This window comes from Pseudomonas sp. DP-17, from assembly GCF_022380625.1.
Classification (GTDB): Bacteria; Pseudomonadota; Gammaproteobacteria; order Pseudomonadales; family Pseudomonadaceae; genus Pseudomonas; species Pseudomonas nitroreducens_A.
The window spans coordinates 361526-376608 of the sequence record NZ_JAKSXG010000003.1 but is presented as its reverse complement, the minus strand read 5'-3'; the positions used below and the strand labels follow the sequence as shown (position 1 = coordinate 376608).

The 15083-nt window shown below is 64.9% G+C and carries 12 protein-coding genes; 1 reads left to right on the top strand and 11 read right to left on the bottom strand.

Annotated elements, in window-relative coordinates; genetic code table 11:
- Positions 1–67: 67 nt before the first annotated feature.
- Positions 68–1135 carry an AI-2E family transporter gene (locus tag MJ122_RS09105; protein WP_088421488.1) on the top strand — a complete coding sequence of 356 codons (1068 nt, stop codon included), beginning with the start codon at positions 68–70 and terminating at the stop codon, positions 1133–1135.
- A gap of 167 nt (positions 1136–1302) precedes the next feature.
- Here the strand turns inward: MJ122_RS09105 and nuoN are convergent, their stop codons facing one another.
- The 11 genes from nuoN to nuoC all read right to left on the bottom strand — a co-directional run bounded on the left by nuoN (position 1303) and on the right by nuoC (position 15029).
- The gene (gene nuoN / locus MJ122_RS09100) at positions 1303–2766 is read right to left on the bottom strand and encodes an NADH-quinone oxidoreductase subunit NuoN (RefSeq protein WP_239743839.1); all 1464 of its coding nucleotides are present in this window, start codon (positions 2764–2766) and stop codon (positions 1303–1305) included.
- Between the two features lie 7 nt (positions 2767–2773).
- Positions 2774–4303 (bottom strand): NADH-quinone oxidoreductase subunit M, encoded by a 1530-nt coding sequence (gene nuoM / locus MJ122_RS09095; protein ID WP_088421490.1) that lies wholly within the window; start codon positions 4301–4303, stop codon positions 2774–2776.
- 28 nt (positions 4304–4331) lie between these two features.
- Complete coding sequence (gene nuoL / locus MJ122_RS09090; protein ID WP_239743837.1) at positions 4332–6179, bottom strand: NADH-quinone oxidoreductase subunit L; 1848 nt, start codon at positions 6177–6179, stop codon at positions 4332–4334.
- Positions 6176–6484: an NADH-quinone oxidoreductase subunit NuoK gene (nuoK, locus tag MJ122_RS09085; protein WP_017517116.1), complete on the bottom strand. Its 309-nt coding sequence runs from the start codon at positions 6482–6484 to the stop codon at positions 6176–6178. The genes nuoL and nuoK overlap by 4 nt, the downstream gene beginning before the upstream one ends.
- 4 nt (positions 6485–6488) lie before the next feature.
- Positions 6489–6989 (bottom strand): NADH-quinone oxidoreductase subunit J, encoded by a 501-nt coding sequence (gene nuoJ / locus MJ122_RS09080; protein ID WP_239743835.1) that lies wholly within the window; start codon positions 6987–6989, stop codon positions 6489–6491.
- A gap of 11 nt (positions 6990–7000) precedes the next feature.
- Positions 7001–7549, bottom strand: coding sequence for an NADH-quinone oxidoreductase subunit NuoI (nuoI, locus tag MJ122_RS09075; RefSeq protein WP_015477483.1), 549 nt, complete (start codon positions 7547–7549; stop codon positions 7001–7003).
- Between the two features lie 11 nt (positions 7550–7560).
- On the bottom strand, positions 7561–8550 hold the full coding sequence (gene nuoH, locus MJ122_RS09070; RefSeq protein WP_088421580.1) for an NADH-quinone oxidoreductase subunit NuoH: 990 nt from the start codon (positions 8548–8550) through the stop codon (positions 7561–7563).
- Between the two features lie 11 nt (positions 8551–8561).
- Positions 8562–11276, bottom strand: a complete 2715-nt coding sequence (gene nuoG, locus MJ122_RS09065; RefSeq protein WP_239743832.1) for an NADH-quinone oxidoreductase subunit NuoG — start codon at positions 11274–11276, stop codon at positions 8562–8564.
- Between the two features lie 128 nt (positions 11277–11404).
- Positions 11405–12754 carry an NADH-quinone oxidoreductase subunit NuoF gene (gene nuoF / locus MJ122_RS09060; RefSeq protein WP_239743830.1) on the bottom strand — a complete coding sequence of 450 codons (1350 nt, stop codon included), beginning with the start codon at positions 12752–12754 and terminating at the stop codon, positions 11405–11407.
- Positions 12751–13251: an NADH-quinone oxidoreductase subunit NuoE gene (gene nuoE, locus MJ122_RS09055; RefSeq protein ID WP_239743917.1), complete on the bottom strand. Its 501-nt coding sequence runs from the start codon at positions 13249–13251 to the stop codon at positions 12751–12753. The genes nuoF and nuoE overlap by 4 nt, the downstream gene beginning before the upstream one ends.
- Positions 13248–15029, bottom strand: coding sequence for an NADH-quinone oxidoreductase subunit C/D (gene nuoC, locus MJ122_RS09050; RefSeq protein ID WP_088421493.1), 1782 nt, complete (start codon positions 15027–15029; stop codon positions 13248–13250). Before nuoC ends, nuoE begins: the two co-directional genes overlap by 4 nt.
- Positions 15030–15083 lie beyond the last annotated feature (54 nt).

The window sequence follows — 15083 nt, the reverse complement described above, 5'->3', positions numbered from 1 at the left end:
GCGAAAGTTGCACTCGGCAGGCCAACTGCTGACTAATGAGCTGGTTTAACCTTTCACGGACCCGCTCATGTTCGAATCGAAACTGGAATACCGGACATTCCTCGCCCTGCTGCTGGTGGTGACGCTCGCCTTCGGCTGGATCCTGCTGCCGTTCTATGGGGCGGTCTTCTGGGGCACCATCCTGGCGATCATCTTCGCTCCGCTGCAACGCCGCCTGAGGACGAAGCTCAACGGGCGCAACAACCTCGCCGCGCTGATTTCCCTCGGCGTGTGCTTCCTGATCGTGATCCTGCCGGTGACCTTCATCGCCGGGGCGCTGGTGCAGGAGGGAGCGACGGTCTACCAGCGACTGAAGTCGGGTGAGCTGAATTTCATCGTGTACTACCAGCAGGCCGTCGCTGCGCTCCCGGCGTGGGCGCATCAGCTGCTGGAGCGCTTCGACCTGGCGGACCTTTCCAGCCTGCAGGAAAAGCTCTCGACGGGGGCGATGCAGGCCAGCCAACTCGTGGCGACCAAGGCCTTCAGCATCGGCCAGAATACTTTCGAGTTCGTCATCAGCTTCGGCATCATGCTTTACCTGTTGTTCTTCCTCCTGCGCGACGGCCCGGCGCTGGGGCGCCGAATCAAGCAGGCGGTGCCGCTGAGTGCGGAGCACAAGCAGCACCTGTTCACCAAGTTCACCACGGTGATCCGCGCCACGGTGAAGGGCAACATCGCCGTCGCCGCGACCCAGGGCGCACTCGGCGGGCTGATCTTCTGGTTCCTCGGCATCCAGGGTTCGTTGTTGTGGGGCACGCTGATGGCCTTCCTTTCGCTGCTGCCAGCGATCGGCGCGGGGCTGATCTGGGTGCCGGTGGCGGCTTATTTCCTGCTCACCGGAGCGATCTGGCAGGGCGTGGTGCTGACACTGTTCTGCGTGGTGGTGATCGGCCTGGTGGACAACATCCTGCGCCCGATCCTGGTGGGCAAGGACACCAAGATGCCCGACTACGTGGTGCTGATCTCAACCCTCGGCGGCATGTCGCTGTTCGGTCTCAACGGCTTCGTCATCGGCCCGCTGATCGCGGCGCTGTTCATGGCCTCCTGGGACTTGTTCACCGGCCGCGAAGGGGAGACGCCCAAGGCGGCGGAGTAGGGCGCGAGCCTTGTAGGATGGCGTGGAGCGAAGCGATACCCATCAATGACGTGCGCCAGCAGCATGGGTATCGCTGCGCTCCACCCATCCTACGAAAAGCCGGTATCTCCTGATTCCCGCCCAACAAAAAACCCCGCCGAAGCGGGGTTTTTCATTGCCTGTCGACCTTAGCCGGCGACGGCTACCAGGCCGCTGTGCTGGAGGAGGTCCAGCAGCGGTTGCGGGTAGACACCGAGGAAGAAGGCGAGCAGGGCGATGGCCACCAGCATGATGCCGCCGGCGCGCTGAGCCCAGTCCAGGGGCGCGTCGTGGCGCTTCATGTTCGGCTCGACCAGGAACATGGTCACCATCACGCGCAGGTAGTAGAACAGGCCGATGGCGCTGCCCAGGACCAGGGCGCCGACCAGCCACCAGTGCTGGGACTCGACGCCGGTGGCGACGATGTAGAACTTGCCGATGAAGCCGGCGGTCAGCGGAATGCCGGCCAGGGACAGCATCATCACGGTCATCACTGCGGTCAGCACCGGACGGCGCCAGAACAGGCCGCGGTACTCGAACAGCGCGTCGGCGTCGCGGCCGCTGTACGGGGTGGACATCAGGGTGACCACGCCGAAGGCGCCCAGGGTGGTGACGACGTAGGTGGTCAGGTACACGCCGACCGCTTCCACGGCCAGGCCCTTGCTCGCCACCAGGGCGATCAGCAGGTAGCCGAAGTGGGCGATGGACGAGTAGCCCAGCAGGCGCTTGATGTTGCTCTGGGTCAGCGCCAGCAGGTTACCGATCAGGATCGAGGCGATGGCGATGACCGCGATGGCGTCATGCAGCAGGCCGTTGTTCAGGGCCGCCGGAGCGATCTGGAACAGGCGCAGCAGCACGGCGAACACAGCGACTTTGGCAGTGGTGGCCAGGAAGGTGGCGACCGGCGCCGGCGCGCCTTCATAGACGTCCGGGGTCCACAGGTGGAACGGTGCCAGGGACAGCTTGAAGCCCAGGCCGACGACCATCATGCCGACGCCGATGGCCAGCAGCGGGCCATGGCTGGTGCCTTCGGCCAGCGAGGCTCCGATGGCAGCGAAGCCCAGGTTGCCGGACTCGGCGTAGAGCAGGGCCATGCCGAACAGCAGGAACGCGGAGCCGGCGGCGGACAGAACGGTGTACTTGATGCCCGCTTCCAGGGTGCGCTTGTTGAAGAAGGCGTACGCCACCATGCCGTAGACCGGCACCGACAGCAGTTCCAGGCCGATGAACAGGCCGGCCAGGTTCTGCGCGCTGACCAGTACCAGGCCGCCTGCGGTGGAGAGCAGGAGCAGCAGGTACAGTTCCTCGCGGTTGCCCGGGAAGCTTTCCATGTAGGCATGGGCGAGGGTGGTGCAGGCCAGGGCGCCGATCAGGATCAGGGCCATGTAGAAGCAGGCGAAGTTGTCGATCACCAGCAGCGGGGTGACTTCGATCGGGGTGACTTTCAGCACCGGGATGATCGACAGCAGGGCCAGGTTCAGACCGATCACCGAAAGGGTGGCGGTCATCGAGTGGTTACGCTTCCAGGCTACCGCGAGCATCACCACCACCAGGGTGGCGCTGGTGATGAGCAGTGGCAGGAGCGCGATGAAGTGTTGAATCGTGAAGGTCATTTCGCGCTTACCGTGCTGCCAGAGTGGAGAGGGCGGCACCCAGCCATTGCTGGACGCCGTGCATGGTTGCCGCGGAGGTGTCGAGGACCGGCTGCGGGTAGACGCCGAGCACGATCAGCAGCACCGCCAGGCCGAGCACCATGAGCAGTTCGCGGGCGTTCAGGCCGGCGATGGCAGTGTCGGACTTGGCCGGGCCGAAATAGGCACGGTGGATCATGATCAGCGAGTAGACCGAGCCGAACACCAGGCCGAAGGTGGCGATCACGGTGATCACCGGAACGACCTTGAAACTGCCCAGCAGGATCAGGAATTCACCGACGAAGTTGCCGGTGCCCGGCAGACCCAGCGACGCAGTGGCGAAGAACAGGGCCACGGCCGGCAGGTACGGGATGCGCGACCACAGGCCGCCCATCTTGCGCATGTCACGGGTGTGCAGGCGCTCGTACAGCTGGCCACACAGGATGAACAGCGCGGCGGCGGAGAGGCCGTGGGCGATCATCTGCACGACCACGCCCTGCAGCGCCTGCGGGCTGCCGGAGTAGATGCCGATCATCACGAAACCCATGTGCGACACGGAGGAGTAGGCCACCAGGCGCTTGATGTCGGTCTGGGCGAACGACAGGAAGGCGCCGTAGAAGATACCGATCAGACCCAGGGTCATGGCGATCGGGGCGAACTCGGCCGAGGCATTGGGGAACAGCGGCAGGGCGAAGCGGATCAGGCCATAGGCGGCAGTCTTCAGCAGGATGCCGGCCAGGTCCACGGAACCGGCGGTCGGCGCCTGGGCGTGGGCGTCCGGCAGCCAGGAGTGCACCGGTACCACCGGCATCTTCACCGCGAAGGCGACGAAGAAGCCGAGCATCAGGATCCACTCGGTGTGCGGTGGCAGCTGGGTCTTGAGCAGGTCGGCGTAGTTGAAGGTCAGTACGCCGGTGCTGTTGTAGTGCACGAACACCAGGCCCAGGATCGCCACCAGCATCACCAGGCCGCTGGCCTGGGTGAAGATGAAGAACTTGGTGGCGGCATAGATGCGGGTCTTCTTGCCATCGTCCGAGCTGTGACCCCAGAGCGCGATGAGGAAGTACATCGGCACCAGCATCATTTCCCAGAAGAAGAAGAACAGGAACAGGTCGACGGCGAGGAACACGCCGATCACGCCGCCCAGGATCCACAGCAGGTTCAGGTGGAAGAAGCCGATGCGGCGCTGGATCTCGTTCCACGAGCAGAGGACGGACAGCACGCCGAGCAGGCCGGTCAGCGCGACCATCAGCAGGGACAGGCCGTCCATTGCCAGGTGCACGCTGATACCGAAACGCTCGATCCAGGGTACCTGGAACTGCAGGGTCCACTGCGGCTCGCCACCCGGCGCCGGGGCCAGCTGGAAGTCGCCGGTGTGCCACACCCACAGGCTCAGCGCCAGGGTGAGGACCATCGATCCCAGGGCGACCCAGCGGGGCAGGGTCTTGCTGGTGTACTCGGCGATCCAGCAAAGGAAGCCGCCGATGAAGGGGATCAGGATTAGCCAGGGCAGAATCATGTCGGGCTCAATCTCTTTCGTGAATTCATTAAGCCAGCAGCAGCGCGCCGAGGAGCAGCGCGGCGCCGCCCACCAGGGAAGCGGCATACCAACGCAGGCGGCCGTTCTCGGTGAGGCTGAGGAGTTTGTTGCCACCGCGGGCGGTGAGCGGGACCAGGACCAGGGTCTTGTCGATCGGGTCCGCGGCCAGCAGGCGGCAGATCAGCAGGTAGGGTTTCACGAACAGCTTGTCGTACAGCCAGTCGAAGCCCCAGGCGTGGAACCACCAGGTGCCGAGGAAGCGGCCCGGTGCGCTCTGGGCGACGGCGCTGACGAAGCGGCGCTTGCCGAGGAACAGCAGGCCCGCCAGCAGGATACCGGCGATGGCGATGGCGCCCGAGGCGATCTCCAGGCTGTGCTTGGCTTCACCACCAGCGTGACCGGCGCTTTCCGGCAGGACGCCGGCCAGCGGCGGGGTGATCAGCGCGCCGACGAAGGTGGAGAGCACGATCAGGACACCCAGCGGCAGCCAGTGGCTGATGCCATGGCCGGCGTGCGCTTCGGTCTTCGCTTCGCCGTGGAAGGCGATGAAGATCAGGCGGAAGGTGTACAGCGAGGTCATGAAGGCACCGACGAGCCCTGCGATCAGCAGGTTCGGGTGACCACTGGCGAAGGCTTCCCAGAGGATCTCGTCCTTGGAGTAGAAGCCGGCGGTCAGGAAGGGCAGGGCGGCCAGGGCCGCGCCACCGACCACGAAGCTCGCGTAGGCCAGCGGCAGCTTCTTCCACAGGCCACCCATCTTGAAGATGTTCTGCTCATGGTGGCAGGCGACGATCACCGCACCCGAAGCAAGGAACAGCAGGGCCTTGAAGAAGGCGTGGGTCATCAGGTGGAAGATCGCGCCACCCCAGGCGCCAACGCCCAGGGCCAGGAACATGTAGCCGATCTGGCTCATGGTCGAGTAGGCGAGGATGCGCTTGATATCGGTCTGCACCAGCGCGGCGAAGCCGGCCAGCACCAGGGTCACGGCACCGATGATGCCGACCAGCTCCAGGACGTTCGGAGCCAGCTCGAACAGGCCGTGGCAGCGGGCGATCAGGTAGACGCCCGCGGTGACCATGGTGGCGGCGTGGATCAGCGCGGAGACCGGAGTCGGACCGGCCATCGCGTCGGCCAGCCAGGTCTGCAGCGGCAGCTGGGCGGACTTGCCGACGGCGCCGCCGAGCAGCATCAGGGTTGCCAGGTTGATCCACAGGTCGCCCTTGGCGAAGTGCTGCGGAGCCAGGACCAGCAGTTCCTGGATGTTCAGCGTGCCCAGGTGCTGGAACAGGATGAACATGCCGATGGCGAAGAACACGTCACCCACGCGGGTCACGATGAAGGCCTTGAGCGCTGCGTTGCCGTTGGGTACGTGGTTGTAATAGAAACCGATCAGCAGGTAGGAGCAGAGGCCCACGCCTTCCCAGCCGAAGTACATGAACAGCAGGTTATCGCCCAGCACCAGGAACAGCATGCTGGCGATGAACAGGTTGGTGTAGGCGAAGAACCGCGAGTAGCCGGTTTCACCGCGCATGTACCAGGAGGCGAACAGGTGGATCAGGAAACCGACGCCGGTGACCACACCGAGCATGGTGACCGACAGGCCGTCCAGGTACAGGGTGAAGTTGGTCTTGAAGTCGCCAACGCTCATCCATTGCCACAGCACCAGGCTGTAGGCGCCACCTTCGGGCGGGTTGCTGTGGAAGCTCCAGATCGCCCAGAAGGCGGAGAGGGCCGCCAGGCCCACGGAGCCGACACCCACCAGTGCCGAGAGATTTTCCGACCACTTGCCGCGGGAGAACGAGAGCAGCAGGAAGCCGACCAGGGGGAACAGGAAAGTAAGGGGCAGCAGGTTCATCCGCGCATCTCGCTGGCAGCGTCGATATCGAGGGTATGGAAGCGGCGATACAGCTGGAGCAGGATCGCCAGGCCAATGCTGGCCTCGGCCGCAGCCAGGCTGAGCACCAGGATGAACATCACCTGGCCGTCAGGCTGGCCCCAGCGGGCGCCACCGACCACGAAGGCCAGCGCGGCAGCGTTCATCATCACTTCCAGGCTCATCAGTACGAACAGGATGTTGCGTCGTACCATCAGGCCCACCAGGCCGAAGCAGAACAGCACACCGGCAAGCGCCAGTCCGTGTTCGAGAGGGATTGCATTCATGGTGTTAGTCCTTCGCTTCGTGGCGGCCGAGGTGGTAGGCGGCGACCAGTGCCGCCAGCAGCAGCATCGAGGCCAGTTCGACAACCAGCAGGTACGGGCCGAACAGGCTGATGCCCACGGCCTTGGCGTCCACGGTGGTGTGACCGATGCCGATTCCGCTCGGGGTGCGCGAGAGCATCCACAGCAGCTCGACCAGCAGCACAGCCGCCAGGGCGCCTGGGCCGACCCAGACGCCGGGCTTGAGCCACTTGCGCTCCTGCTCGGCAATCGCCGGGCCGAGGTTGAGCATCATGACCACGAAGACGAACAGCACCATGATCGCGCCGGCGTAGACGATGATTTCCAGGGCACCGGCGAACGGGGCGCCGAGGCTGAAGAAGGTCATCGATACCGCGAGCAGCGAAATGATGAGGTAGAGCAGGGCATGCACCGGGTTGCTGTTGGTGATGACCCGGAAGGTTGCCAGCACGGCGACGCCGGCGGCGAAGTAGAAAGCGAATTCCACGCGACGTCTCCTTACGGCAGCAGGCTCTTGACGTTGATCGGTTCGGCTTCGTTCTGCGCGGCGCCTTTCGGCTTGCCGGCAATCGCCATGCCGGCCACGCGGTAGAAGTTGTAGTCCGGGTTCTTGCCGGGGCCGGAGATCAGCAGGTCTTCCTTCTCGTAGACCAGGTCCTGGCGCTTGAACTCGCCCATCTCGAAATCCGGGGTCAGCTGGATCGCGGTGGTGGGGCAGGCTTCTTCGCACAGGCCGCAGAAGATGCAGCGGGAGAAGTTGATGCGGAAGAACTCCGGGTACCAGCGACCGTCATCGGTCTCGGCCTTCTGCAGGGAAATGCAGCCGACCGGGCAGGCCACGGCGCACAGGTTGCACGCTACGCAGCGCTCCTCGCCGTCGGGGTCGCGGGTGAGCACGATGCGCCCGCGGTAGCGCGGCGGCAGGTACACGGGCTCTTCCGGGTACTGCAGGGTGTCGCGCTTGCGGAAGGCGTGACCGAAGATCATCACCAGGCTGCGCAGTTGGGTGTAGGTGCCGTGCACCACGTCGAAAATGTACTTGATCATGGTCCTACTCCTTACTGGCTGGCCAGCACGACAGCGCCGGTCACCAGCAGGTTGATCAGGGTCAGCGGGAGGCAGAACTTCCAGCTGAAGGCCATCACCTGGTCATAGCGCGGGCGTGGGATGGAGGCCCGCAGCAAAATGAACATCATGATGAAGAAGCCGGTTTTCAGGGCGAACCAGATGAACGGAATCTGCGGCAGGATGCCGAAGGGGCCGTGCCAGCCGCCGAAGAACAGGGTTGCCAGCAGTGCGGACACCAGCACGATGCCGATGTACTCGCCGACGAAGAACATGCCCCATTTCATGCCGGCGTACTCGATGTGGTAACCGTCGGCCAGTTCCTGCTCGGCTTCGGGCTGGTCGAACGGGTGACGGTGAGTCACGGCGACGCCGGCAACGAAGAAGGTCATGAAGCCGAAGAACTGCGGAATGATGAACCACATGTGCTCGGCCTGGTAATCGACGATGTCGCGCAGGCTGAACGAACCGACCTGGGCCACGATGCCCATCAGCGACAGGGCCAGGAACACCTCGTAGGAGATGGTCTGGGCCGAGGCGCGCAGGCTGCCGAGGAGGGCGAACTTGTTGTTGCTCGACCAGCCGGCGAATAGCACCGCGTACACGGTCAGGCCGGCCATGGCGAAGAAGAACAGGATGCCGATGTTCAGGTCTGCCACGCCCCAGGTCGGGGTGATCGGGATGATCGCGAACGCCACCAGCAGCGCACCCATGGCGATCATGGGCGCGAGGGTGAAGATCATCTTGTCGGCGAACGGCGGGGTCCAGTCTTCCTTGAAGAACATCTTCAGCATGTCGGCGCCGAGCTGGAAGGCGCCGAAGGGGCCGACCCGGTTCGGACCGTAGCGGTCCTGCCAGAGGCCGAGCAGACGACGCTCGACCCAGCTGAGCAGCGCGCCGCAGACGACCACGGCGAGCAGGATGACGATAGCCTTGATGACTTCGATGATGATGTCGACGACGGCGGGGGTCAGCCAGCTCATGCTCATCAAGCTCATTGCGCAGCCTCCTGCAGACCTTCAGCCACGGCGCCGATGACACCGGCGGGAATGCCTTGCAGACCGATCGGCAGGGCGACCAGGCCGGCGCCGAGCTCTTCGCTCACACGCAGCGGCAGGCGCAGTTCCTGGCCCTTGACGGTCAGGCGGATGATCGCGCCTTGGTTGACGCCCAGGCGGTCAGCCTCGGCTTTCGCCAGGGTGACGTAGGTCTGCGGGATGCGCTCCTGCACCGGGGCGGCCTTGGCGGAATTCTCTTCGCTGCCGAACAGGTGATAGAAGGGCACCACCTTGAACTGGCTGGCAGCGGTGTGGAACGGCGCGGGAATCTCGCTGAACCACAGGGCTTCGCCCTTGGCCTCGATCAGGCGCACGCCCGGATCGCCGGCACGCAGGTGACCACCGACTTCGTCCTGGAACTTGTTCCAGGCCTGCGGGGAGTTCCAGCCCGGGGACCAGGCGAACGGAATCTGCTGACGCGGTTCGGCGCTGCCGGCGTAGCCTTCCATGGAGAAGGCGAACGCGGAGTCAATGTCCTGCGGCTGGCGCGGCTCGCTGACATTGATGTTGGCGCGCATGGCGGTACGGCCGGAGTAGCGGTGCGGCTCGCGCGCCAGTTTCAGGCCCTTGATGCGGAACGCGGCGTTCGGCGCGGCTTCGCGGATGCCGGCCAGTTGCGGCTTGGCGGCGACGACGGCGTCGATCACGTGGTCCAGCTGGGTCCAGTCGACACGCTTGCCTTCGAGGGTGCTGTGCAGGGCGTGCAGCCACCGCCAGCCTTCGCGTACCAGGTTGTCGGCGTTGTAGTAGGTCGGATCGTAGACCTGGAAGAAGCGCTGGGCGCGGCCTTCCTGGCTGACCAGGGTGCCGTCGCCCTCGGCGAAGCTGGCGGCTGGCAGCAGGACGGTGGCCTTGGCGCTGGTAGCGGTCTGCTGGTGATCGGCGACGACGACGATCTTCGCAGCGGCCAATGCAGCATCGACAGCGGCAGCGTCGGCGCGGCGGTACAGGTCGTTCTCCAGGATCACCACGGCATCGGCGGCACCGGAGGTCAGTTGCTCCAGGGCGGCTTCCACGGAGTCACCGCCGAAGAGGGCCAGGCCCAGGCTGTTGGCTTCGGGAACCACCAGGCTCAGGGAGCCGTTCTTCTCGCGGTTCTTCAGCGCGCTGGCGATGTTGGCCGCGGCTTCGATCAGGGCGTTGCTGCCCAGCGAGGTGCCGGAGATGACCAGCGGACGCTTGGCAGCGACGAGCGCATCGGCAATGCGCTGGGCCAGGGCGGCGGCTTCGGCATCGAGGCCGGCCACGGCCGGGGCGCTCGGGTCGATGGCGTGGGCCACAGCGAAGCCCAGGCGGGCCAGGTCTTCGGTAGCGGCGTGGACGCACTCGGCGGCCACGTCGTCGAGGCGGGTTTCATCGAGGCTGGCGATGAACAGCGGGTTCATCTCGTGCTGGGCGATGGTCTTCACCGCGGCGTCGAGCCACGGCTGGATCTTCATCGCGGCGGCCATGTCCTCGCCCTTGCCTTTCACCGACTGGCGCAGGGCCAGGGCGATACGGGCAGCGGTCTGGGTCAGGTCTTCGCCGAGGACGAACACGGCGTCGTGGTCTTCGATGTCACGGATGGTCGGCACCGGCAGCGGGCCGTCCTGCATGACTTTCAGGACGAGCTGCAGACGCTGAAGTTCGTCGGCGGAGACGCCGCTGTAGAAGTTCTGCGCGCCGACCAGTTCAGCCAGGGCGTAGTTGCTTTCCAGGCTGGCGCGCGGCGAGCCGATACCGATGACCTTGCGGCCCTTGAGCAGGGCAGCGGTCTGGTCCAGGGCGCCGTCCAGCGAGAGCTTCTGCTTGCTCAGCATCAGTTGCGGCTGGCGCGGACGGTCTTCGCGGTTGACGTAGCCGTAGCCGAAACGGCCGCGGTCGCACAGGAAGTAGTGGTTCACCGAGCCGTTGTAGCGGTTCTCGATGCGGCGGATTTCACCGTAACGCTCGCCGGGGCTGATGTTGCAGCCGCTGGAGCAGCCATGGCAGATGCTCGGGGCGAACTGCATGTCCCACTTGCGGTTGTAGCGCTCGGAGTGGGTCTTGTCGGTGAACACGCCGGTCGGGCAGACCTCGGTCAGGTTGCCGGAGAATTCGCTCTCCAGTACACCGTCCTCGATACGGCCAAAGTAGACGTTGTCGTGCGCGCCGTAGACGCCCAGGTCGGTGCCGCCGGCATAGTCCTTGTAGTAACGGACGCAACGGTAGCAGGCGATGCAGCGGTTCATCTCGTGGGCGATGAACGGGCCGAGCTCCTGGTTCTGGTGGGTGCGTTTGGTGAAGCGGTACCGGCGCTGGTTGTGGCCGGTCATCACCGTCATGTCCTGAAGGTGGCAGTGACCGCCTTCCTCGCAGACCGGACAGTCGTGCGGGTGGTTGGTCATCAGCCATTCGACGACGCTGGCGCGGAACTGCTTGGCCTCTTCGTCCTCGATGGAAATCCAGGTGTTGTCGGTGGCGGGAGTCATGCAGGACATGACGAGACGACCGCGTTTGTCGTTCTCGTCGGTGTACTGCTTGACCGCGCACTGGCGGCATGCGCCGACGCTTCCGAGCGCCGGGTGCCAGCAGAAGTAGGGGATGTCGAGACCGAGGGAGAGACAGGCCTGCAACAGGTTGTCCGCTCCGTCGACTTCTAACGTCTTGCCGTCTACGTGGATCGTGGCCATGGGTCTAAGTCTTCGTTGGCCCGTTGTCAGCGGGCGTGGCTAATAGAAATCACGGTTTCATCGGGCCGGCGGCACGCCGCGGCACAACAACGAAACAACGCCGGGCGCAGTGCCCGGCGATCAAAGCATCAAGCGCCGACGGTCTGCGGTGCTTGTACGGCCTGAGCCTGGCGGGAAATGCCCGCTTCGAACTCCGGACGGAAATACTTCAGTGCGCTGCCCAGCGGCTCGACGGCACCCGGTGCGTGGGCACAGAAGGTCTTGCCGGGGCCGAGGAAGTTGACGAGCTGCTCTAGGGTTTCCAGGTCGCCCTGGGCGCCTTCGCCTTTCTCCAGCGCGCGCAGCACCTTCACACTCCACGGCAGGCCGTCACGGCACGGCGTGCACCAGCCGCAGGATTCGCGGGCGAAGAACTCTTCCATATTGCGCAGCAGGGAAACCATGTTGACGCTGTCGTCCACCGCCATGGCCAGACCGGTACCCATGCGGGTGCCGACCTTGGCGACGCCGCCGGCGTAGAACAGGGCGTCCAGGTGCTCCGGCAGGAGGAAGCCGGTACCGGCGCCGCCCGGTTGCCAGGCCTTGAGCTTGTAGCCGTCGCGCATGCCGCCGGCGTAGTCCTCGAACAGCTCGCGGGCGGGGAGGCCGAAGGGCAGTTCCCAGATGCCGGGGTTCTTCACCTTGCCGGAGAAACCCATGAGCTTGGTGCCCATGTCTTCGCTGCCCGTGCGGGCGAGGCCCTTGTACCAGTCGACTCCGTGCTCGACGATCGCCGGCACGTTGCACAGGGTCTCGACGTTGTTCACGCAGGTCGGCTTGCCCCAGACGCCAACGGCGGCGGGGAAGGGCGGCTTGGAGCGCGGGTTGGCCCGGCGGCCTTCCAGCGAGTTGATCAGCGCGGTCTCTTCGCCACAGATGTAGCGACCGGCGCCGGTGTGGACGAACAGCTCGAAATCGAAGCCGCTGCCGAGAATGTTCTTGCCCAAGAGACCTGCGGCCTTGGCTTCATCGATGGCGCGGTTCAGGTTGCGGGCGGCGTCGACGTACTCGCCACGCAGGAAGATGTAGCCGCGGTAGGCCTTGAGCGCGCGCGCAGAGATCAGCATGCCTTCCACCAGCAGGTGCGGCAGCTGCTCCATGAGCATGCGGTCCTTCCAGGTATTGGGCTCCATCTCGTCCGCGTTGCACAGCAGGTAGCGGATGTTGAGGGATTCGTCCTTGGGCATCAGGCCCCACTTCACGCCGGTGGGGAAGCCCGCACCGCCGCGGCCCTTTAGGCCGGAGTCCTTGACGGTCTGGACGATGTCGTCGGCGGCCATCTGCGCCAGCGCCTTGCGCGCGGCGGCGTAGCCGTTCTTCGACTGGTACTCCTCCAGCCAGACCGGGGCGCCGTCGTCACGCAGGCGCCAGGTCAGCGGATGGGTTTCGGCCGCGCGCGCGGTGCGGTTGGGCGTGCCGTAGGAGGTGAGGCGGCTCATGCGTAGGCCTCCAGCAGTTTGGCGATGCCGTCGGGACGCAGGTCGCCGAAGGTGTCGTCGTCGATCATCATCGCCGGGGCCTTGTCGCAGTTACCCAGGCAGCACACCGGCAGCAGGGTGAAGCGGCCGTCGGCGGTGGTCTGGCCGAGGCCGATGCCCAGCTGCTTCTGGATCTCGCCGACCACGGACTCGTGGCCGCCGATGTAGCAGACCATGCTGTCGCAGACGCGGATGATGTGGCGGCCGACCGGCTGGCGGAAGATCTGGCTATAGAAGGTAGCCACACCTTCGACGTCGCTGTCCGGAATGCCGAGGATGTCGGCGATGGCCGGGATGGCGCCGTCCGGCACCCAGCCGCGCTGCTTCTGGACGATCTTCAGGGCTTCGATGGACGCCGCGCGGGAGTCCTCGTAGTGATGCATCTCGTGCTCGATGGCCGAGCGCTCGGTTTCGCTGAGTTCGAAACGATCAGTCTGGATAAGGGTACTCATGATCAGCGGTCCACGTCGGCCATAACGAAGTCGATACTGCCCAGATAGGCGATCAGGTCGGCAATCATGCTGCCGTTGATCACCGACGGAATCTGCTGCAGGTGCGCGAAGCTGGGCGTCCTGATGCGGGTCCGGTAGCTCATGGTGCTGCCATCGCTCGTCAGGTAGTAGCTGTTGATGCCCTTGGTCGCTTCCACCATCTGGAAGGCTTCGTTGGCCGGCATGACCGGGCCCCAGGAAACCTGCAGGAAGTGGGTGATCAGGGTTTCGATGTGCTGCAGCGTGCGCTCTTTGGGCGGCGGCGTGGTCAGCGGGTGGTCGGCCTTGTACGGGCCTTCGGGCATGTTCTTCAGGCACTGCTCGATGATACGCAGGCTCTGGCGCATCTCGCCCATCTTGACCATGCAGCGGTCGTAGGCGTCGCCGTTTGCCGCCAGCGGTACTTCGAACTCGAAATTCTCGTAGCCGGAGTAGGGGCGGGCCTTGCGCAGGTCGAAATCACAGCCGGTGGCGCGCAGGCCGGCACCGGTAGTGCCCCATTCCAGCGCTTCCTTGGTGTTGTACGCGGCAACGCCGATGGTACGGCCACGCAGGATGCTGTTCTTCAGGGCGGCGGTTTCGTATTCGTCCAGGCGCTTGGGCATCCAGTCGAGGAACTCGCGGACCAGCTTGTCCCAGCCCCGCGGCAGATCGTGGGCTACGCCGCCGATGCGGTACCAGGCCGGGTGCAGGCGGAAGCCGGTGATGGCTTCGACGACCTTGTAGGCGCGCTGGCGGTCGGTGAAGGTGAAGAACACCGGGGTCATCGCACCCACGTCCTGGATGTAGGTACCCAGGTAGAGGAGGTGGTTCAGGATGCGGAAGAACTCCGACATCATGATGCGGATGACGTCGACGCGTTGCGGCACCTTGATGCCGGCGAGCTTCTCGACCGAGAGCACGTACGGTAGGTTGTTCATCACGCCGCCGAGGTAGTCGATGCGGTCGGTGTAGGGGATGAAGCTGTGCCAGGACTGACGCTCGGCCATCTTCTCGGCGCCACGGTGGTGGTAGCCGATCTCCGGAACGCAATCGAGGATCTCTTCGCCATCCAACTGCAGGATGATGCGGAACGCACCGTGGGCGGACGGGTGGTTCGGGCCGAGGTTGAGGAACATGAAGTCCTCGTTCTCGCCGTGGCGCTTCATGCCCCAGTCTTCGGGCTTGAAGCGCAGGGCTTCCTGCTCGAGGTCCTGCTTGGCGGCGGACAGCGCGTAGGGATCGAACTCGGTGGCGCGCGCCGGGTAGTCCTTGCGCAGCGGGTGACCTTCCCAGGTCGGCGGCATCAGCATGCGGGTCAGGTGCGGGTGACCATTGAAGGTGATCCCGTACATGTCCCAGACCTCCCGCTCGTACCAGTTGGCGTTCGGCCAGATACGGGTGGCGGTGGGCAGGTTGAGGTCGCCCTCGGACAAGGCCACCTTGATCATCACGTCACTATTACGTTCGAGCGACATCAGGTGGTAGAACACGCTGAAGTCGGCGCCCGGCAGGCCGCGACGGTGGGTGCGCAGGCGCTCGTCGACACCGTGCAGGTCATAGAGCATGACGTACGGCTTGGGCACATTGCGCAGGAAGGTGAGGACGTCGATCAGGCGCTCACGGGCAACCCAGAGCACCGGCATGCCGGTGCGGGTGGCCTGGACGGTGAAGGTCTCGGCGCCAAAGCGGGAATTCAGTTCGACGACGATATCTTGGTCGTCTGCCTTGTAAGGCGGGATGTACAGAGCGGAGTCTGCATTCATAGTCTTTAAGTCACTCGGTCAACGGTGGAGTGAAAACGGGCCTCTGGCGGAGGG